Below are 22394 nucleotides of genomic sequence, written 5' to 3' on the forward strand. Positions count from 1 at the left end.
CTTTGGCGGACAGATAATAGATACAGGTAGTAAATACTAGTAAGCTTTTATATCCAAAAAAAGATACTCAAAAAAATATGACGTCACCTCAACTGAGATAACACCATGAAAACAATAACACTCCCCTATTGGGGTCAAATTATTGGCTTAGTCAGTAAAGCCAATAGCACCCAAGCGGCAACTCAAAAAACAACCAAACAGGATGGGCGCAGTCTTTTTATTACTCGCCAGCAGCAAACCCAAACATCGGCGCCTGTTTTGTATATCCTCGATCAACAAGGTGAGCAATTTAGCTTATCGACGACTGCATTACCTTGTGCGATGCAAGCCATTAGCCAAACAGATGACAGCACTATTGTTATGATAGGTGATGATGGTCATCTTTACCAAACGGACTGGCAAGCAAAAAAAGTTAAAAAGACCAGTGCCAGATCCATACTTGATACATCTAAAAATAGTGATAGTGAGATAGGCCGTGCCGTCGCAATGGCACCACTACAAGGCGCCTTGGCTATTTTATATCCGAAACACATCGTGGTATGGCCTTATCAAAACAGTAAGACTAGTAGTACTGCCATCATTGAGCCTTATGTATCTGCTATAGCAACATCAAATAAAGACTCTGTATTGACAGCACTAACAACGTCAAACGACGGATCATGGCTAGTTGTGGCAGATCAATCGGGAGATGTTAGTAGCTATCAATGGGCCTCAGACGAAGAAAAACTTAGCTTGAGCAGCCGCAAACAGCTCCATCAAGGTAAAGTAACGGCGCTTTGTTTTGAGCCAGTCGGTCAGTATTTCTTCTCAGCGGGTGCGGATAAATACTTGTACCGTACTCATGTTCAAGGCGACCTACATCCTGTTGATAGAGCCAAGTCAAGCCAGCACAGCGAAATGATCAAATCGCTTTGTGTGTCAGACACTCGACTGTTTACTACCGCAGATGACAAAATCGTCAAATCATGGGCATTTGATAAAGGTCAGCCAAACAGTTGTAAAGAGGATTTGGTTAAGCCGCAGCAGATTACCGTCGCAAGCTATGCTGACAAGCCTGCCATCATAGTAGTAGGTCTTGACCAAAGCTTACGTTTTATACCAATAGACATCACTCAGAGCAATGCATCAAATAGCAAGCTACTGCCAGTCACTTATGTCATAAAAGACGGCTACCACAGAATTAAACAGCTACTCTCTGATACTTCAAACAATAGCGATGTTGCGTTTAAAGAAGGATTGGCACTGCTACAGGTACAAGCAGACAATCAAACGTTAGATCTGGTCAAAAAATTACTTGATGATAGCGACACACTCACAGCCAACCAAGCATTGCAATTGGTACAGTGGGTCGCTACGACGAGTCTTGATAAGACGGCACACGTTTTAGAGCAGCAGCTAAGCTCAGCACACAGTGCAAAATTACGTCTTGCGGCATTTCATGCATTGGCAGACCGAGCCGACTCTACCGCCCGTCCGCTTAGATACTTAGAAGAGGCGTTTAAAAACCGTTACTACGAAGAGGTGATAGCTTCTGCGTTGCAAGGGTATCTAAAAGTGGCCATGCAAGATGCCACAAGCCAGCGACGAATCTTACCTATTTTGCGAGATGCGCTGTCGCACAGTTTTGCCAATATCCGCAAACAAGCATTGGCGTCTCTTGAGACACTGTTGCCAGATGACAGTCCTCAAGCAGACTTGATGGCATTAGAGTGCAATCAGTCAGACATTGTTCAAGCAGGACTTATCCGCTTGTATCAACGCAATATGCTCAACCATCTTGAAGTATCGCGTCAGCTGATGCTACTACAAAATCATCGTGATACAGAAATTAGGCAAACGGCATTTTACGTCTCATTACTGTCTCAGCCTAAATTGATAGAGGCACTAAAACAGCAAGGTGACACACAAACATTACGCACCCTGACGGATTTTGATGACTTCCGCTTATTGCGAGGTACACTGCTAGACAATGCTGATAGTACCGCGGCAAATGAGAAGAATACCAAACCATCAGAATCCGATGAGGCCATCCGTTTAACCTTATCCACGCAAGATTTTATCTCGCAGTCAGAGAGCACTCAGGAATCTAAGAGCAAGAAGACTAAGCCAGCAAAGTCTAAAAAATCTGCTACTGAGGCCGTAAAGCTCAGCAATGATACGTTAGAGCCTTTATTACAAAGCTTAAGCAATAGTCACGAAGATATTAGCTTTCGGGCAGCCTATGCACTGGCTTGCCTACAAGAAAAACGAGCATTTGGCACTCTAATTAGTCTGATGAGCCATGAGGATAGCGCCATCATTCGTGCTGGTGTCGCAAAGGCACTCGGTCATTTAGATATAGATGACGCCAAAGCAGTCCTACCGACATTACTGGATGATAAGGACGCTGGCGTACGTCAAGTCGCCATGCAAGCTTATGGTAAGTTGGCAGACAATGTATTGTCTTGGGCGGCCACAGGTTTTGCGTCTAAACATCAAGATATTCACGAGCAATCATTGGCACTGTTTTTAAAGCACGTCACACCAGAGAGCTCAAAAAGTAGTGATAATAGCAGTGACAAAAGCACTCAGATGTCGTCAGAGATGACAGACATACTGCTCCAAGCATTAAACAACCCTTTTACTAGTATTCGGTTAGAAGTGGTTAAAGTTCTATTAAACCGCCAATTTAAGCAGTCATCTGATAAAGTTTCTAAAAATGTTTCTAAAAACACTTCTGACAGCGCTATCGTTGACATCATCGAGCTATTGCAGCAAAGCCTGTTTGAAGATGTACATCAAGTGGCGATAGAAGAATGGCAACAACTGTTGCTAGCAATGACATCGAAACATAAAACGAATAACACTGAAGAAACTAATAGTCAAAAGACCAATCAAGCTGTCTTGACTTTGTTTTTTGCAGATACGTTTGCCGCCATTCGTCAGCAAGCGTTTGAGATTGCATTGAAACAGAGCAAGCACCTAGGGTTTGCTGATGTGATGCTAAACGCGCTTGCCAGCCCTTATGCTGATACCAAGCATAAAGCCCTCACCACAGTACAAGCAAGGGCGAATACTGCTCAGTTGACCCAACTGATGCCAGCGCTCGTGGCTATGTTGGCTGATGACAGTGTTAAGCTGCGTAAGCAAGCATTAACGGTTGCTTTGGCTCTGACAGATTTACAGCCTAACATTTTAGCTAATGACAGTAGCTTAGAGGACAATAACTTAGATAATAGCAGTGTCGATGAAGAAGACAACCATCATGAGGAGTTGATTACCGCAGCTCTAAACAGCCCTTATCCTGATATCCAACTGACAGTCGCGCAACTACTTGCCAGTCAATCACGCCTATATGCTGACGAAGAACAGGCACAGCGAAGTGATGGCCAAGCATACCGAGTCTTTAAGCACTACCTAGAGTTGCCAATGCCTTCTCAAGGTAAAAAAAGTGACAAATATACTCAGTGGCACAGTCATGTAAGCAAAGCATTAGTTGGTTTGTCCAAACTGGCATACCCATCAAAGTGTGGTGCGCTAGAGTGGTATGCTAAATATCTACATCATCCTGATGCCAATTTTGATTCTCTAGCACCAAATATGACAAAAATAGCCTCGCTCAAGGACATTGATTTGCTGGTTAAATGGCAAAAAGATGAGCGCGACATTATCAGTCAATCAGCCAGTTTGGGTTTGGCTATTTTAGGTGATGCTCGCGGGCAGCATTTTCTCACTCATAAGAGAAATGGCACAGACAATATCAGCAACCTAGTTGCACCGATGACGCCTATGCATTGGCTACAAGCACAGCATGGTTTAGGTATTACACATGCACGGCAATTACAGCCCTTATTTGAGTCAGAGTCTTATGCAGTAGCAGTCAGACTGCTATTGATATTCACTGACTTACAAGCTGGTTGGCAAGATAGCTTGCAAGCTTCTGAAACGACTGCTGCTCACACTGCTAAACCTAATCGACTGATAGAAGCACTAAGTTTTGCGGATAATGACACGGCAGTAGTCTATGCCAATATACTTGCTCGTTACTCATCACCCACAGCAGATACCAACTACCAGCAAGCACTATCGTCAGCATGGCAGTATTTGAGTGATTACTTATCACATCAATTGGGTAGTATTTTATCTGCTCACTCTGAAGTCATCACGATGATGGCAGATGCTGTGCCAAACACAGCAAACAAAGCGGATATCCGAGCAAGTATCCTAACAACTGTCAGTACCGAAAAATTACAACAGCTCGCCCGCCTCAGTCAACATCAGCAGCCATTGGTACGTGCGCAAACTATGAGTATTATTTGCCACTTATCTGAATTACTCGCCTATGAGTATTATGACGACGAAGACGATGTTTTTGAGACATTACAAAACTTGCAGCGTGGTCTGCAGGCATTGTTAAGTGCTTATCCTGTTGCAATCACCGTTAATGAGGTAGCAGACACAGGCGCTGTGCAAACAGACAGCTCTGAGGTGCATTATCCATATCAGTCTCTTGCTTTTGGTGCTTGGATTGGCGTCATACGCGCAGGCGATGATTATTATGCTAATAGCAGCACCGTAAACCAAGCCATACGAGGATTGATGTGGCTGGCCACTCAATCACCGGAGTTAGATACTGATAATAATGAAGGCTGGCAAGACAGTACCAGTCGTGTGTTGTTGCCACTACTAAACCACAGTAGTTTTGACACTCGTGAGTTGGCATGGGAGTGCTTGTATAAGCTGAACATGCCTGCCAAAAAGCTGGCCGACTATGCCATGAGCACCCCCTACCGTGATATGGTAAAACGCGGCTTGGGTTTATTATTAGATATCACAGAGAACGATGCTGTACAGCAACAGCGTGAAAAATCAGATACAAGTACCGTCAACAGTAATGCTAACCAGCAACTCATTGATTTATTAAAAACCAATAATCAAACCTTAGCAGAAGAGACTTATCATCTGCTTAAAAGTCGCTTAGGTCATCTACCAGCCAGCTTGCTTGGGCTACAAACCTATTGTCAGTCGCTGCTGCCTCAAATCGTTGTTGAGTGGAAACAAGTCATCGTCACGCCCTTTGCAAACAGTCAATCGCCGTCCATGCAGCGTCAAGACAAGCTGACATTTTTGCTGCAGGCCATCAAGAGTGATGACTGGAGTGCTAAGTATCAAGCACTGGAGCAACTGGTCGAGTTTTATGACGTGCTGTTTGCAGACAGTACGCTATTTGATAACTTATTTGATTTTGCTGAAGATGCTCGGACTAGTGGAGAAAAATATCGTAGCTCGAAGCTACTGTCTGATGCACTCATATCGTACCAACACATCAATAATAAGAATACTTTAGGAGAACGTTTAGAGAGCAGTTTTGACAGCGTAGACAGCGACTTTGATATCACCACTGCTGAACAGGTTGCCAATGCGGCGCACTTTCGATTATTCGCCTTACTTGATGACCCTCACAACAAAAAACCTAAACAGATTATTTATTGGGATATTGCTGACCTGCGTAACAAAAATCTGGTTGAACCCTTACTGCAGCGTTTAGAAAATTTGTTTGAGCACACGCCAGAAAAAAATAAAGAAGAGCGTAAATACTTATTTACTACTCTCTTAAAAATCAGCGGTTACGATCAAAAAATTGAAGATTATTTGGAGGAGCGTGAAGACACGCGTTGGTTACAACGTCAGCATCCAAGAGACCCACAAGTGCTCCTGTCGCTGTTTATTACCCTTATGAATCATAATGACTATGAGCTTGCCACGCAGCTATTGCCATCACTTGCATGGGTGAAGTCGGACGATAGTGATTTATCCTCACGCATTGATACTGCTTTAGCGCTCGCCTACGAGCAAATGCCAGCCAACCATATCTTTAAGTTGGTTGAAGCACTGGCATATCGAGCCAAAAGACGGCACGGCAGCATTGCTTCATTACAAAACGCCCTACGCAATAAAGACGCCGATGTGCAATTTGCCGCGGCTGAAGGGCTGGCTAAATGCGGTCATGCTGATGGGGTCAATATCTTGATGGCCACGATCGATTATAACCCTGATGCAGAGTTCCGCAGCTGTAGTGTGTTGGCTATTGGCGAGCTACTAGGCAGCAGTGACCATCAAAACCAAAATCAAAGTGCTAACTCGCCTAATGATAACGCGGCTAATGACAGCGCGCCTGTGAACAATGCTGATAAAAACTTACAGGTTCATACCTTATACAAAGCCTATGATAAGTTAATCAAACTGGCCGAAGACGATGAGCACTACTTACAAGACGTGGCCAGTGAAGCCTTGGGTCGCCTTGCACAAGGTGGTGACTTTGAGCATAGTCCGCATATTTTTGAGCTATTAAAATCAAACTTGTCAGACCCCGCAATCCATTTCACCAATCCTGCCATTGTCCATTGGTTAAATGGGCTGCGCTGGCTCAACACAGCGCCTGCTTGGGAACAGATACGCCACTATATACGCATTCATCTTGATAAAGCCATATTCTTCCGTCCACAAAGACATGCGGTATGGCTACTACAGATGAATGATAGCGATGCCAATAAAGCATTAATGTTAGATATCTTAAAGACAAGCAACCTAGATCGTGATGTGCTCATGGTGGCTTACACTGCGGCGCAAAAAACTTGGGGCAGTCTTGCAGCGCAGATTTATCCTTATGATTGGGCAGCCATCCAAAGCCATAATGATGACTTTGTAGAAGCAACTGAGCGTTTGAGCCTAAAGCGTATTATTGATAATAGCAGCATCGATGAGCTGGCAACATTCATCACGCAGCATGGTGCGCACTTGCCAGCCGATACCCTGATGGCACTGCAAAATGCCATTATGGCCAAGCAAGATATGCCAGCATCACAGCTTACCGCGTTGATTACCAGCAGCAACACACTGACACAGCATATTGGACTGTGCTATCTGACTCAGTATCCAACCAGCTATCTAAACAAAGCAATGGTTGCGACATTGCAGCAGCGTTTTGAAACCGCCAGTGAGCAATGGCATACGCTGATCGATACCATCAACCGCAGTCCGACTACTATCAGCAACAATCAGTGGATCGAGATGGTTGAACAAGTGAGTAGCACCATCAAACAACTGATTTGGCTGATCATGCGTCATGTGGCCATCAAAACTGCCAAAGGAGCTGTCGATAAAGTTGCAGTTAAGCAGATATCAGCAATGCTTGATTGGCTCAATGATGCGCGTCAACCATTGACTACCACCTCTATTCCATTACTGTCTACTACCGTCAGTGATTGGTGGCAGCAAGCACTGCTAGCGTTACTGGCCAGACCTGTCGCTGAAGATAAGATGCTGTCAGGTATCGTAGCGACGTTGAGCGCTGTATCGACAGCAACTCAATCGCAGCTCACTTATGACAATCAAACCTTGCTAGAAACGTTGCTTGCTCGTATTGAACAAAGCGGTATATCTACCCAAAAATCCATAATAACTGTGGTAAAGAATGCGCTGAAAAACAATGCGCCAAAACATAAGAGCTCGTCTACCGAGATGACAATCAATCAGCAGCTACTACAGTGGATCAGAGCAAAGAATGCCGATGCACTTTATCATTGTGCAAGTAATGACAACATGGAGATTACCGTTCGTATCCGTGCCATCGAGGCGCTTGGACAACTACATGATCCAAATATCGAGCAGTGGCTGACGACACTCATGACGCATGAAAATGCAGATATTCAAAAGCTTGCTTATAAAGTAATGCGTCGCTGGCAGCGTGCCATGATCCGAGCACAGCAAAAGCGTCCATCATCTAGCAATACAGAGTCGCAACCTAGCTCAACCCAAGTAACAAAAAATAGTCAGGACAGCAGTCAAAAAAGCAACCAGGGTGAAGGAGACAGTCAATGACTATAGATAACCAATTGGACCAAGCGTCAGAAACAGAGTCAGAAGTAGTAGCAAACACTGACGGCCTGATGATGCAGCTAGACTACGCCGCACCCAGTCAAATCAGCCAAATCAGTCAAACCTATGTGCAAATGAGCGAGCACACTCAACATGTAGCACTATTTGCTCAGCTGAATCGATCTGACGTTAACTTCCACGGTAAGGTCAAATCTCCTCTTGTTTTTCGTGACAGTTTGCTAGCGCTGTTTGATGTGGTGAGTAGTGACTACCGTTATGTGCCAAAAGACCGCTCAGCATATACGGTATTTATGCAGATGCGCCGTGCTAGCAGCAATAAAAACCTATTTGCCGCACAGCGTGATTATTTCACGTGGCTGTTCGATAACGACCCACTCGCCTTTTGTATTTTGGACCCGATTATTCAGGTGCACGAGCAAGGCGTTAGCTTTGAGGTATTTAGTCGTGATGAAGGCTGCTATGCCCAATTGACATTGACCAATGAGATTTTTGAGCAAAGTACCAAACCGACCCTTGGTACCACAAGCATTGATTACAGTGCGGCCTTATTTAACGGTATTGAAAAAATACGCGACCATCAACAAACGATATTAGACATTGGTCATGAAGCGGTCGGCTTACAGCTACTTGAAACCATACCAGAAACGGATGCAGCAGATACTGATAGCGATGTAGCTAATCCTAGTGTAAAAGAGCAGATCATAGAAAAACGTATCAATGTACCCAAAAGCTGGATCAGAGCGCTGTTACAAGTACAGTCTGCAGGCCAATTACCACAAGATACTATTCATCTTGATCCAATCGCATTGTATAACGTATTGTTTGAACTGCGCATGCATGCTGATATCAAAGGCAAGCATCGCGGATTATTGATTGAGCTTAGACCTCAACAGCTGCCAGTGATTATACTAGAGCCTTTTGACATCACTGTTACCAGTCAAGTCAGCCAACAGCAAAAACCCTATCAAGGGCAACAAGCAAAACTGATTCGCTTGTGGGGTCGCAGGCGCCTTAGTTTACTGAAACGTCTATTACCACATACTGACAGCGTTTCGGTATCGCTACTGGGTCAAGGTATGCCAAGCTATTGGACGCTAAAAGGCAAAGGATTTCATTTTACCTTTGCCATGACAGGCTTTAGCCAAGCTAACTGGTCTCAGTCATTGAACTTTGATTTGTTGCTACCCAAGCGCCCATTGCACAATATATTAGCGGCTAGTGAAGAAAATCTTTCAAACAGCCATAACGATAGTAACGATGACAGTAATAGCTTGTCTGTATTAATTAAAACACTGGCGAGCACCCCTGATACTCTAGAAGGCTTGGTAAAGTCGCTGTCAGCAAATGCTTCATTGAAATCTTTGCCTGTTTCTCACTCACAAGTGCAGCAATGGTTACTATCAGGTACGCAGCAAGGATTGATTCGCTATGAGATGGCGACGCAGCTATATCATTACAGGCCATTGACCCAAGCGCCGCTTGAAATGGCACAGTTCGCTTATCACAACGAAGCAGAAAAGCAGGCTTTTGATTTGATTGACCGTGCAGATGCTGTGCAGAAATTTACAGTTGAGACCGTCGCTGTAAAAGGTATTACTATCCGTGCAGACATTCATGTCGAAGAAGACAGGCGCACTTATCACAGCCAGCTGCAATTAGGCGACGAAGGACTGGTGACCAAAGCAGAATGTAGCTGCCCGCAGTACTTGCAACATCGTCTTACTCATGGTGTGTGTGCGCATCTTATCGCGCTGCGCCTTAAATACAACCAGTACGACCCTAATAACACAAGCAATGATAGCTGGCATGATACTCGAATCTTGAGTAAACGTGTGCCAAGCAAGCGTCTTAATAAGCCTAAGAACACTCAAGCAAACGTACAAGAAAGTGCACAAATAAAGGCAGCTAATAGCTCGCTTATGGCATTACCTTCTGCAGCGACGCTTGATTTGACTGCCCTAGCTCAACCAGCTGCTCATCAACATATGAATGAAAACGGTAAGGCGCAGGAGTCAGCAGCGCAAGAGAGTTCTATCGCTTATGTTTACATCACTATTGCTCATAAAAAAATCACCATCGAACAAACAATAGGTGGCAAAGATACGCGCCAACAACTGGCGTTTAATCAACCTGCTCAAGCCAAATCCGCTTTTTTACAACATATTGCCAGATTTGAAGCCAAAGGCTTTATCGAAAACCAAGGGATGTAATGTATGACCACTCAAATAGTAAACAATAATGATTACATCAGTCCTGAGCCAACACCCACTCCTTTTGAGCGTCAGTGGCAACAGCTATGGCAAGACATTGAGCAGGCAGGTGGACGTTACCAATATGTGCAACAGCAACTGGTCAATCAAGGCTTTATGGTTGATCGCAAACCTGTCGATAACATGAGTCCAAAAGAACGTGAGCGCTATAAAAAAGCCTTAAAAAAGGAAGCTGCTGAAGGAAAAAGTCTCAAAAAGGCTGCTTGGCAAGCATATAAAGCACATCACATGGTTTATCTTGGTCGTCATGTATATTGGTCAGATGATACCAGTACTGATAAATGGGATGTCAAAGACGCTGCCAATCGTCTGATTGAAAACAAACTGCCTCTACTGCATAAACACAATGAGCTCGCAGAAGCTGTGAACCTTACCATCCCGCAATTAAAGGGACTGTGCTATCAAAGAGATGTCGCCACCAATCTGTCTTACTCACATTTTACTATTGCCAAACGCAATGGGACAGCGCGTCAAATATGGTCGCCGATACCGCGTTTGAAGTTTGTACAACGTTGGATTTTGCACAATATTTTGAATAACTTAACAACGCATGGTGCCGCTCATGGCTTTGTACGTGGCAAATCTATCGTGACTAACGCAGCAGTACATAGCAACAGCGAGTTACTTATCAAGTTGGATGTTAAAGACTTTTTTCCTAGTGTCAGCTGGCGCCGTGTCAAAGGTGTGTTCCGTCATGCCGGCTATCCAGAGCAAATTTCTACCTTATTGTCATTACTCTGTACCGAATCGCCCCGTCAAATGGTGCAGCAAAATGGCAAAACTTATTACGTGGCGCTAGGAGACAGAGCCTTACCACAAGGCGCGCCTACTAGCCCTGCGTTAACGAACATCGTCTGCTTAAATTTGGATCGTCGTTTAACAGGACTGGCTGACAAAATAGGCCTGCGTTATAGTCGCTATGCAGATGATTTGACCTTTAGTATGCCCGCGGTTGTAGACACCAAAACTAAATTAAAAGCTAAAACTGGTACCACAAAAAAACAAGCAGATACGCAGCAGAATAAACTGATCGGGCAACTATTAGGATCAGTGCATAAGATATTACGCGAAGAAGGTTTTGTATTAAACAATGATAAAACGCGTGTGATTCGTAAAGGCAATCAGCACAACGTTACTGGCATGGTGGTGAATGGCGACGGTGTCCCAAGGGTCTCCCGCCAAATTAAACGCATGTTGCGAGCAGCGATTCATAACTTAGAGTCAGGTGGCAAATTGCGGGCTGATGAAACTTTGGATACGTTATCAGGATATGCCGCTTGGATTGCCTCAGCAGAGCCTGAATTGGGGCATGAGTACTTATCAAGAGTTGAGCGTCTTAAAAATCTAAAAACTGTGAGTGTATAACAGTGCGTTATAACTTTTTTAGAGCGTGTTTTTAGTTATTATTTCGACGCCATTGCATTCAATCATTTATCTCTGTCTATTTCAATAAACAATTGAGAAGGATAGAGATGAATGAAATTATCTTTGTGAAAAACCATATTCTAGAAAAATAGGCAACTCCCAACTACCTCAGCTATATTCAGTTCAACATTTGATAGCTTTCACAGCTCTCTTTATTGCTATTCTCATAAGACTTATTGAACCACTCTTTAGCAATAGTCACATCTTAACGCACACCTTCACCATATTCGTAAAGTACTGCAAGGTTGAACTGAGCATTAACTTCATTTTGATAGGCTGCACTTTCAAACCATTTGATTGTTTGCGTATAGTCTTGATCGACGCTTTCACCCAAGTATTAAATTACACCTAGACTAGGGCGTGTCCTCATTTTAAAAATGGTGATAAAAATGAGATAAATTTCCGTCAAACGAGAAAAATAGTGCAGATAATATCGAGATATTGACCAACTATTTGACGATGTTTGGCAAAATTTAGCTATTTTTAGCCCATTTAGAGGACACTCGTTTGAATTGAGGACACGCCCTAGATTAAGCCTCGGCATTAATTTACTTAGCTGCATTTTGATATAAAGCAAAATCTTTCTACAAACGCTAAATCTCATCCCAATAAGGATTATCACCGAAACGCTCAGCGATAAAATCAATAAAATAGCGGCACCGCTGAGACAAGAACCTATTCTTTGGATAGACGGCATAGGCAGTTAGTATGGGCAGCTGATATTGCTGCAAAATGGGTACTAGCTCACCACTGGCTACGGTTTGGTAAGTGATAAAGTTTGGCAAAAAGGTAATGCCATGACCTTTCACTGCCATCTCACGCATAAAATCACCGTTATTGATTTTTATTTTTGAGCTAACCTCCACCTGATGTCTTTTACCTTGTTTATCTGTCAATTCCATCGTATTAGATTTACTCAAGCTGTATTGCAAGCACTCATGATTGGCTAAATCCTCTACCGTTTTTGGCGTGCCCATTTTATCTAGATATTCAGGACTGGCACATAGGGTATGACGAATTAACGCTAGGCGTTTGGCTTGATAGCTAGAGTCTTGCATCTCTCCAATGCGAATGGCCAATTCAAACCCTTCTTCGACTAAATCCGTATGCCGATCAGAAAAATTCAATTCAAAATTCAGATTGGGGTGTTGATTGGCGTATTCATCAATAACATCCTTTAAATGAAGCAAACCAAACGATAACGGTGCGGTCATCTTCAATGTGCCCTCGATACGTGTCGGTGTACCACTGGACGCTTCATTCAGCGCATCAACCTCATTCAGTATATTACTCACTCTTTGGTAATATTGTTCACCTGCCTGCGTTAAGTTCGATTGACGTGTGGTTCGGCTGATTAACTGACTGCCCAAACGTGTCTCTAATTCCTTGAGGCGACGGCTAACAGCTGACTTGGCGATATTTAGTTGCTCTGCAGCTTTGGTGATGCTGCCAGCTTCGACAATGCGTACAAACATTGCCATGTCTTCTAATTGACCCATTTTAACGCCTCTTTTATTGTTCTTTAAATGAGAACTGATATTTGCAATTATCAATGTTTATCTGTAGTTAGACAACAATTATAATATATCCATAACTTAAACCAGTTAACCCAATCAATATTTATCGTTATTTGACTTCTTAATAACTAAGTTAATAGCTAAGTTCCTAACTAAGGATAAATGATGAAAGCTATCTATCATGCAGCAGACTCTCGTGGCAATGCCAATCATGGCTGGCTAAAAAGCAACCATACCTTTAGCTTTGCCAATTATTATAATCCAGAACGTATGGGCTTTGGCGTGCTACGTGTCATTAACGATGACTTTGTTATTGGTGGTCAAGGTTTTGGTAAGCACTCACATCGTGATATGGAAATCATTACGATTCCATTATCAGGTAAGCTCGGTCATGGCGATAACATCGGTAATGAAGGTGTTATTGAAACGGGCGAAATACAAGTCATGTCAGCTGGTACGGGTATCACTCACAGTGAGATGAACGGTAGTATCGATGAGGCGGTGACATTCTTACAAATATGGGTGCTCCCTAATAAGATGAATGTCACTCCTCGTTATCAGCAAATGCGTATGAGTGATATCATGCAGCCGAATGTGTTCAATCAAGTGCTGTCGCCAAACGCTGACGATGCAGGTGTCTGGATTCATCAAAATGCATGGTTTAGTATGGGTGACTTTGATAAAGGCGTGACCGCGTCTTATCAGCTAAAAAATGCTAATAATGGTGTTTATCTCTTTGTTATTAGTGGGAAAATTACTGTAGATGGTCAGGCGTTAGCGACTAGAGATGCTCTCGGTATTCGGGATGCTCAGCAGTTCACAGTAGATATCGAAGAAGATGCCAAGGTGCTGCTCATGGAAGTACCGATAACTGCTTAATACTTTTCTATGCTCATTTAGAACCAAGCTTTGAGTACGATACCCTAGTTTCAGAAGCTAATGACTATCTATTCCAATGCATCAATATTTAATTTTAATTCATAAAAACTACTGGAGAAAATCATGTCAAATTTACAAGACTTCCAACAATTAGCAGAAAAACGCCGCTCAATTTACGCGCTAAGCAATCAATTACCAGTATCGAATGATGAGGTAGTGAAATTGGTTGAACATGCTATTTTGCATACGCCGTCAGCGTTTAACTCACAGTCAACGCGCATTATCGTGTTATTTGGCGATGAGCATCAAAAGCTGTGGCAAATGACGGAAGATACCTTACGTGATATCGTTAATGACGATGAGAAGTTTGTGTCAACTAAGCAAAAAATTGATAGCTTTAAAGCGGGTGCAGGCACGATATTGTTTTTTGAAGATCATGCAGTGGTTAAAGGTTTGCAAGAAGCGGCACCGTTATATTCTGACAAATTCCCAGTGTGGTCTGAACATACCAGTGCCATGCATCAGTATATAGTCTGGATGGCATTGTCTAGTTTAGATATCGGTGCAAACTTACAGCATTACAATCCTATCATTGATAGCAAAGTTGCCGATGCTTGGAGTGTGGATAAGGACTGGGAATTGGTTGCACAGATGGTATTTGGTGCGATCGAGCAGCCTGCAGGTGACAAGGCGTTTAAGCCTGTAGATGGACGTTTAAAAGTGTTTGGCTAATAAGTCCTAGCGTTGAAGACAGTAAAACCAATGAACCCGCTATGATATATTCGTAGCGGGTTCATTGGTTATATCGTGTCACTTAAAATCTTATTTTTAAGTCACCACCAACCTCATTAACTGGGTGCTAATATAACCGCCAAACGTCCCAACCGCATAGCCTAAAATACCCAAGAACACACCGACAGGAGCCAGCGATGGGTGGAAAGCCGTTGCCACAATTGGTGCAGAAGATGCGCCGCCAGTATTGGCATTAGACCCAACTGCCAAAAAGAAAAACGGCGCTCGTATCATTCTAGCAACAACAAAGATAATCACAACATGAATACTCATCCATAGCAGACCGATGAGTAGTAATCGCCATTGTGAGACAATACCAGCCAAATTAATTTGCATACCAATGGCAGCAATTAATATGAAAATAAATACCGTACCAATTTTTGAGGCACCCACATGATCAAGCCGACGAATCTTAGTAAAAGAAAAGACAACGCCTATTAAGGTAATAATCACTACCATCCAAAAAAATGAGCTGGCAAAACTATACTGTACTGCCCATTTGTATGGCGCAAAAAATGCTGCAATCTGTCCGCCAACGAAGTGCGCTACCCCGACCATCGCGAAGCATAAACCAAACATTACCATCAAGTCATTTAAGGTGGCTGGACGCGCATGATCACGATCATAGCTCTCAACGGCTTTAATGACTCTATCGATACTACTGGTATCTGCTTTTAAGAATCGGTCTATCTTGTCGCTATGTTTTGCCATCACCAATATTGCTAATAACCAGAGGGAAGCGTTGGTCGCATCCACCAAAATCATCATACCGAATAAGTCGTCGCTGACCCCAAACAACTCCTTCATTGCCGCTTGGTTGGCTGCCCCGCCAATCCAACTGCCTGCCACTGCCGAAAACCCACGCCATAAGGTATCATCAGTAAACATATCAGGCGATATCCATTTAGCTACGCCCAAACTGATAGGACCGCTAATAATAATAGCGATACTAGCAGCGAAGAACATGGCTATGGCTTTCCACCCTAAGCCCAGTATTTTTGGCACATCCATTGACAATGTCATTAGCAGCAAACTGGCAGGCAACAGATAAGTCGCCGTAAAGCCATAAATTTGCGAGCCAATACCATCAGCGAATACACCTAGACTATTAAGCGTCGCGGGTATAAAGCAGCATAAAACAATACCTGGTAGTACGGCATAAAACCGCTGCCAGAATTTACCAGGCAACCCTTGGGTATAAAACACCAACCCAATAATGGCCATAATAATGCCAAAGGCCAATGGCAAACTATCAATTGCTAAATGAGAGAGGTCTAGCATCCAATGGCTCCAATGCAGAAGATAAAAACTTGTCAGTATAGACAAGCCAAAAAAGTCACGCAATGGTAAATATCGAATCATTAGAAACACAAAAGCCAGATAACAAGTATCTGGCTTTTTGATGCCGCATTATATGATGTCATGCGATTAAATTAATCGGTCTTATTCAACCATTCATTAACCGTTAATGATAGCGTTATTACGAATTGTTACCACGGTTGCCACCGTTTGAACGACCTTGACCACGGCTGTCAGAGCGACCTGCTGGGCGACCTTGGCTGCCGCTTGGACGACCACGACCAGATGCAGCACGTTCACCGCGTGGAACACCATTGCCATCACTACGGCTAGGACCACCAGTACGTTTACCTTGATAAGGTTTGCCACCTGAGCGCTCATTTGGCTTACCTTTATAACCGCTGTCATTGCTAGCACGTTGACCCGTTGAAGCGCTGTCGCTTGAACGACCACGGCCTTGAGCATTACCACCGCCGTTAGAGCGACCAGCATAACCACCACTTGAACGACCACGACCACCGCCGCCGTTAGAGCGACCACGACCACGGCCACGACCGCGACCTTTGTTTTCGCTTGGTACGTAAGTTTTCTTAGCTTCCATACCTTCGATGACACATACTTCCATCTTACGATCTAAGTAACGGTTGATAGCTGCTAGTTGTGGACGATCATCCATGCTACATAGGCTGATAGCAACACCAGTACGACCAGCACGGCCACAACGACCGATACGGTGGACATAGTCTTCAGTCTGACGTGGAAGGTCATAATTGATGACGTGCGAGATAGCTGGCACGTCTAAACCACGTGCAGCAACATCAGTCGCCACTAGAATTTTACACTTGCCATTACGCAGGTCTTGAACAATACGGTTACGCTTGCTCTGTGGCAAGTCGCCATGTAGGAAGCTTGCTTTATGACCAGCTTCTTGTAGCTGTTTTGCTAGCTTTTCAGTACTACGCTTGGTTGCAGCAAAAATAATGATTTGATCCATTTCTTTTTGGCAAACGATTTTGTCAAGCAATCTGTTTTTATGATCGAAATCATCACAGTAGTATACTTTTTCTTCGATGTGCGCTGATTCAACTTTGATTGATACACGCTCAGGGTTTTTAGTGAAGCTAGCAGCGATTTTACCTACTGGACCATCCCAAGTTGCAGAACACATGATGGTTTGACGATCAGTCGGTGCTGCGCTCAAGATATCACTGATATCATCTGCAAAACCCATGTCTAGCATACGGTCGGCTTCATCAAGTACTAGTACTTCAAGATTTGATAAATCAACACGACCAGCCTTGATATGATCCAATAGACGACCAGGTGTTGCTACGATTACTTGTACACCCTTTCTTAAAGCAGTAATCTGACCATTGTATGGTGCGCCGCCAACTAGTGGTACACAGAACAGGCCACGCATATCTTTAGAATATGTACGAACGCTGTCATGTACTTGCTGAGCAAGTTCACGCGTTGGTGTTAGGATAAGTGCTTTGGTTAGTTTGTCAAAGCTAGTAGCACGGCTTAGACGATCAAGTACTGGAATAACGAATGCTGCCGTTTTACCACTACCCGTTTGCGCTGACAATAACAAGTCACGACCTGCTAGAGCAAAAGGAATCGCTTGTTCTTGAATTGGTGTTGGGTTGGTATAGCCACTGCGATCAAGCGCGGTAAGAATCGGCTTGGCAATATTTAGTTCAGCAAAAGTAATTTTTTCTTCAACAGCGTCAGTCGTTGCTGCTTGAGTGTTATTATCAGTGTTTGGAGTGTCAGTGCTTTCGATGATGCCGTTTTCAGCGGCGATTGTAGATAAGATGTCAGTCATAGTAATCCTTGGTAAGTATAAGCTGCTGTACATTCAGCAAACTTGATGCATACCACTGATAACCGTTCACCACGCCGCTTTTATTAAAGAGCTACCGAGCCACATAATTGTGTCGGTAGTCAGAAACTCAGCCAATAAAACTGTCGTTTCTATAATAAATGCGTTCGTGCTGTCTGACGTATTTTGGTGGTAGTGCCGAGTGTCTTATCCTTGTCTGATATAGGCATATTATTACTGCTTTATCCAAAGCAAATAAACGCTAATAACAACCAATCTAATCCATAGCTATGGAACAGTAGATAAGATATGAGTCAAAAATAACTAGCAGTGCTATTAAATGTTATTTAAGTACACAAAATCATCGGCAACAATTACTTATGGTCATCCTAGACCCAAAATCGCAGGCGATGTTATCAATCTCATAATTCACGCCAGTCATTGCTAACGTGGCGACGTAGTATATCACAATAAAATTACATCTGTACCTTTATTTTTGATAACGATAAAAATAACCTTGGCTATCTTAAACTTCTGGTTCATTGTGCTGTTTTGACGTCTGTAATATAAGTGGGCAATTGCCACGCACCACCCGCTTCAATCATACGACAAAGCCCAGTGCTACCTTCATGACTTTTTTCAAATGCCTTTCCTGTCCATATCCAGTCGATTTTGGTTACGCAGTCACCAATACCTCGACCTTTTTGTACAGCGCTTATCTTACCTTTGTCATAACTAGTGGCATCAGTGGTCACTAATTTGGGGTTATAAGGTTTACTATCGTTGATGACCCAAACACCTGAGCCTTTGTTGTAAGCACTCGTCCAACAATCATGCTGAGCTATTAATTGTGAACCATTTAGACGATTAACTCGCCATGGTGACTTATCTGACAAGCTTGGACAGTCACTGTCAGCATCTTTCATGGTTTCTTTCATCAATGCTGCGAGTTGCGAGGACTTCATCACAAACTTTTTCTTATTACCTGCTACTGCATTTGGCTTAGGCGTGACAAAGCGTAAAACTGGGGCAGATTTTGGTGATAATATATTACTGTTAGATTTAACTACATCAGTACGGCTAATAAAGGCACTTGATGTTCCCACTCGTCCTTGGGCTTCATCTGCTTTAAGCATAACGGCACTGGCGCCTTTGTCAGACAGATGCCAACGTGAGTTACGCAGTACTAGCTCAATATCACTGGATTTGGTTAGTGCCTCTAATAATGCTGTCACTTGTGCTTCAGTAAGCTCAGCACTGCCTGCTGTAGTCGAAAACGGTTTGGTTTCACCATAATCTTTATCATTGATAAACAATGATATACGATGACGATTGCCCAATTGCATCAAGGCTTTAGAGGAGCTATCTTTCGCACCACCAATTTTCACTTTACCGTCCACCTTCGCATTCGCTCCTGCGCGGCGTGTGAGTAATATAGATATAGGAAATTCGCTATTATTTTCTGCTTGATAGCCTGCCAATCGGCACGTTCGAGTATTATCACAAACAACTTGCCAATCTTGACTGGTCAGCTCAACACCTGTATTTGCCATACTTGCTGTACTAACTAAAGCGGTACTGACAGCCGTAAACAGTGATAATCGTATTTTGTTTTTTATCATGAGTGTGTCTTTTTTATTTTTTTAACATTATATCTTAAATGAATCCTGCCGTTGAATCGTAATAACTGATAAGTATTTATATCTCGATAATTCTGAACGACTTTTATCTAAATATGGTGAACGTTGCGGCGAATACTATCTGTTTTCATTGCTTGCTTTCCCCACTTTTAGTTATCACTCTTGATAATCGTTACTCATTAATAGATGTCATATAAACAGCTACTAATAATAAGATAGTCCCTGCTATATTAGCGTATTAATGTTTCTGTCCATCATAATAATGTACTATTATGTAAATAAAAAACTCTATGATTACATTAATGTAAACATATATAAGTACAGAGCAACCCTAATATTCATATCGATTTAATGAGGCTAGGTTCTGTTAAACATTCAAATGTAGTACTGCCCTCCACTCAAGCACAACTCTCGCCTTGCAAACGGGTAAAGCGGTGTGTCATAGCTGAAGGATCAAACACGCCTTTCTATAGACAAATACTATTACTCAACTTATTTATTCGATAGGTTTTAATGATAAGTCTACGGCACGTTTAACGGCAGGACGCTCAGCAACCATATTTGCCCAACGCTTTACATGGATGTAGCTATCTACTTGTAAAAATTCTGCAGCATTATAGAGCTTACCGAGCACTAGCTGACCATACCAAGACCAAATAAGCATATCCGCAATATTATAATCAGCCTCGTCATTACCGCACATGTATTTATTATCTTTTAAGTGCGTATCGAGTACATCTAACTGACGCTTGGTTTCCATCGTATAGCGATTGATTGGATACTCAAGTGGTTCAGGTGCATATGCATAAAAATGTCCAAAGCCACCACCTAAGAAGGGCGCGCTACCCATCTGCCACATCACCCAAGATAGACAGTCTGCCCGTGCTTTGCCAAGTGGCAACGGTATAAATCGGCCAAACTTTTCTGCTAAATACATTAAGATGGCACCAGACTCAAACAAAGCAATAGGTTCACTGTTAGAGCGATCAACCAAAGCGGGAATTTTTGAGTTAGGATTTATGGCTACAAAACCAGAACCGAACTGATCACCCTGAGAGATATCAATCTTATAAGCGTCATACTCAGCCGCTTTAACACCAAGCTCAGCCAACTCTTCTAATAGTATGTTTACTTTGACGCCATTTGGTGTATTTAACGAATATAACTGTAATGGTGCAGCGCCCACAGGTAGTTCTTTATTATGACGCGCGCCAGCTACCGGGCTATTAATACTGGCAAATTTACCACCACTTTCTTTATCTTGTTTCCAAATCTTAGGCGGTACATATTTATTATTGTCCTGACTCATAACGTATCCTATTATTTTTTGGTTGTCATAGAACTTAGAGTAGCACATTCACCACTATAGGGTTGAAAAGTGAAATAATCAGTAGAATAACTGCCTACAAACTGGATGATATCAATACCATATTTTTGGTATGGGTTACCTGTGCTGATATCACCCGCTACATGAGCAGCTTTCACATTACATTGATAGCCATCATGATTGCAGTGACATACTACATTGTTCTTATAACCAAAATTCTTTATATCGGCGTTTATGATAGTGCTTTGTTGTGTGAGACCTTGGACTTGCGACCCTTTATGAGAACTTACGTAAACAGCCCCTACTATGTTGGTATTACGCGTATTGTTTATTTGCCATTTAATGGCCTCATAAGAGCTTAAGTACAATACTACTGGTTTAGAGATAGCAGGTATATCTAGCACGACAGCTTGATTATCCGCCTCATAAACACCAGCGTATAATGCCACAACATCTGGGTATCGCTGCTTGATGGTGGATAAAATTTGATTTGGGTCTTCAGGTTGTTTAATATTCTCCATAGGACTGATGTCCATTGCCACATCTGTTGTATGCCAACCATTGCGGTACTCAACTTCGACAATATGATTACCAGCTGGTATATATACTTTTTGCATCTCATCACTGCCTTTATTGTCCTCAATGATGATATGTTTATCAATAAGCACCCGTGCCTCAGAATGACTTTTACTAATTAAAACTTGATAAAAACCCGATTCAGGTACGCTTAACGAGCCTACCCAATATGCCATGAATTTTTCTGATGGTATATTTTTAAAGTCACTCCAACTATATTTTTTTGCCACTCCTGTGACGCGACCTCTTTCTATTACCTTCGATGGATTGTCTGCATGCATATAAAAAACTTGATATCCCCGATGAGGAATATCATGATTGAGCTGATAAGTATCGTTCCACGTAGTAAAGGCTAAAGGGAAATTGTGTAAGTGATTATCAAACGTGATGATATTATCATCTGCAGCACCTGTTTCGATAGGCGGCAGAATGACTGTTTCAAGGAGGATATCACTATCTCTTTCAATCTCAATATTGTCAACTATGTTTGGAGTCACTTTAGGCACCTCTGAGTATCCATCACATGCATTTAAACTAAACATATTTAAAAAAGCCAGTTTTTTACCAGCTTCACTAAAGTCACCATCAAACAACTCCGAGATGGCCTCCTCCAATAAGTGCCGTTTAGTTTTTTTTGAGTCCCTACAACCATCTGTCAGAATATGAGTACCGTTTACTGTATTGTCAGCAGAATAGCTGTCGTTGGTGGTGGCAGCGGGGTTGCCAGTTTCATCATCACTGATCATTAATACTAAAAGTGTGACAACTATCAATGTTACAATGAGTGCAACGGACTGTCGTTTATACATATGATTACATACTCGAGAACAGCTACATCGTAAAATGTAAACGATATAAATATGACTATGGCTGTTATATTCATTTAGAAAAATTGTCGAGTAATAATTATACAAGATAATAACAAATAAAAGTGCGTAAAATGACTTTATCTAAGGTCTGTTGAAC

General features: G+C 42.6%; 12 protein-coding genes. 5 read left to right on the forward strand and 7 right to left on the reverse strand.

The annotated features are described in order from the left end of the window. The first annotated feature begins 105 nt into the window (after positions 1-105). From ACT3QP_RS06970 to ACT3QP_RS06980, 3 genes are read left to right on the forward strand one after another with little or no spacing between them, the layout of a single operon-like run. On the forward strand, positions 106-7860 hold the full coding sequence (locus ACT3QP_RS06970) for a HEAT repeat domain-containing protein (RefSeq protein WP_444524983.1): 7755 nt from the start codon (positions 106-108) through the stop codon (positions 7858-7860). Next, complete coding sequence (locus tag ACT3QP_RS06975) at positions 7857-10088, forward strand: hypothetical protein (protein ID WP_444524984.1); 2232 nt, start codon at positions 7857-7859, stop codon at positions 10086-10088. Before ACT3QP_RS06970 ends, ACT3QP_RS06975 begins: the two co-directional genes overlap by 4 nt. A gap of 3 nt (positions 10089-10091) precedes the next feature. Further along, a complete protein-coding gene (locus ACT3QP_RS06980) occupies positions 10092-11513 on the forward strand; it encodes a reverse transcriptase family protein (protein ID WP_444524985.1) in 1422 nt (473 codons plus the stop codon). Between the two features lie 265 nt (positions 11514-11778). Here the strand turns inward: ACT3QP_RS06980 and ACT3QP_RS06985 are convergent, their stop codons facing one another. Continuing rightward, positions 11779-11907: a hypothetical protein gene (locus ACT3QP_RS06985; protein ID WP_444524986.1), complete on the reverse strand. Its 129-nt coding sequence runs from the start codon at positions 11905-11907 to the stop codon at positions 11779-11781. 259 nt (positions 11908-12166) lie between these two features. Then, entirely contained in the window at positions 12167-13072 is a 906-nt protein-coding gene (locus ACT3QP_RS06990) for a LysR family transcriptional regulator (protein WP_444524987.1), read from the reverse strand. A gap of 183 nt (positions 13073-13255) precedes the next feature. Between ACT3QP_RS06990 and ACT3QP_RS06995 the strand changes: the two genes are divergently transcribed. Further along, entirely contained in the window at positions 13256-13969 is a 714-nt protein-coding gene (locus ACT3QP_RS06995; protein ID WP_444524988.1) for a pirin family protein, read from the forward strand. A 123-nt stretch (positions 13970-14092) separates the two neighbouring features. Further along, positions 14093-14701: a nitroreductase family protein gene (locus ACT3QP_RS07000; RefSeq protein ID WP_444524989.1), complete on the forward strand. Its 609-nt coding sequence runs from the start codon at positions 14093-14095 to the stop codon at positions 14699-14701. 96 nt (positions 14702-14797) lie between these two features. Here the strand turns inward: ACT3QP_RS07000 and ACT3QP_RS07005 are convergent, their stop codons facing one another. From ACT3QP_RS07005 to ACT3QP_RS07025, 5 genes are all read right to left on the reverse strand, one after another. Then, positions 14798-16042, reverse strand: a complete 1245-nt coding sequence (locus ACT3QP_RS07005; RefSeq protein WP_444524990.1) for a DUF819 family protein — start codon at positions 16040-16042, stop codon at positions 14798-14800. A 199-nt stretch (positions 16043-16241) separates the two neighbouring features. Continuing rightward, positions 16242-17888 carry a DEAD/DEAH box helicase gene (locus tag ACT3QP_RS07010; RefSeq protein ID WP_444524991.1) on the reverse strand — a complete coding sequence of 549 codons (1647 nt, stop codon included), beginning with the start codon at positions 17886-17888 and terminating at the stop codon, positions 16242-16244. A 536-nt stretch (positions 17889-18424) separates the two neighbouring features. Then, on the reverse strand, positions 18425-19507 hold the full coding sequence (locus tag ACT3QP_RS07015; RefSeq protein ID WP_444524992.1) for a DUF1176 domain-containing protein: 1083 nt from the start codon (positions 19505-19507) through the stop codon (positions 18425-18427). Positions 19508-20021: 514 nt separating this feature from the next. Next, complete coding sequence (yghU, locus tag ACT3QP_RS07020) at positions 20022-20834, reverse strand: glutathione-dependent disulfide-bond oxidoreductase (protein ID WP_444524993.1); 813 nt, start codon at positions 20832-20834, stop codon at positions 20022-20024. Between the two features lie 11 nt (positions 20835-20845). Further along, positions 20846-22237 carry a hypothetical protein gene (locus tag ACT3QP_RS07025; protein WP_444524994.1) on the reverse strand — a complete coding sequence of 464 codons (1392 nt, stop codon included), beginning with the start codon at positions 22235-22237 and terminating at the stop codon, positions 20846-20848. Positions 22238-22394: the final 157 nt, after the last annotated feature.

It is taken from the genome of Psychrobacter sp. AOP7-B1-24 (assembly GCF_052376215.1).
GTDB lineage: Bacteria > Pseudomonadota > Gammaproteobacteria > Pseudomonadales > Moraxellaceae > Psychrobacter.

What these genes read in the sequence shown, in the direction of transcription:
- ACT3QP_RS06970 (WP_444524983.1), top strand. Translation starts at nt 106, where the DNA reads ATGAAAACAATAACACTCCCCTATTGGGGTCAAATTATTGGCTTAGTC.
- ACT3QP_RS06975 (WP_444524984.1), top strand. Translation starts at nt 7,857, where the DNA reads ATGACTATAGATAACCAATTGGACCAAGCGTCAGAAACAGAGTCAGAA.
- ACT3QP_RS06980 (WP_444524985.1), top strand. Translation starts at nt 10,092, where the DNA reads ATGACCACTCAAATAGTAAACAATAATGATTACATCAGTCCTGAGCCA.
- ACT3QP_RS06990 (WP_444524987.1), bottom strand. Translation starts at nt 13,072, where the DNA reads ATGGGTCAATTAGAAGACATGGCAATGTTTGTACGCATTGTCGAAGCT.
- ACT3QP_RS06995 (WP_444524988.1), top strand. Translation starts at nt 13,256, where the DNA reads ATGAAAGCTATCTATCATGCAGCAGACTCTCGTGGCAATGCCAATCAT.
- ACT3QP_RS07000 (WP_444524989.1), top strand. Translation starts at nt 14,093, where the DNA reads ATGTCAAATTTACAAGACTTCCAACAATTAGCAGAAAAACGCCGCTCA.
- ACT3QP_RS07005 (WP_444524990.1), bottom strand. Translation starts at nt 16,042, where the DNA reads ATGCTAGACCTCTCTCATTTAGCAATTGATAGTTTGCCATTGGCCTTT.
- ACT3QP_RS07010 (WP_444524991.1), bottom strand. Translation starts at nt 17,888, where the DNA reads ATGACTGACATCTTATCTACAATCGCCGCTGAAAACGGCATCATCGAA.
- ACT3QP_RS07015 (WP_444524992.1), bottom strand. Translation starts at nt 19,507, where the DNA reads ATGATAAAAAACAAAATACGATTATCACTGTTTACGGCTGTCAGTACC.
- yghU (WP_444524993.1), bottom strand. Translation starts at nt 20,834, where the DNA reads ATGAGTCAGGACAATAATAAATATGTACCGCCTAAGATTTGGAAACAA.
- ACT3QP_RS07025 (WP_444524994.1), bottom strand. Translation starts at nt 22,237, where the DNA reads ATGTATAAACGACAGTCCGTTGCACTCATTGTAACATTGATAGTTGTC.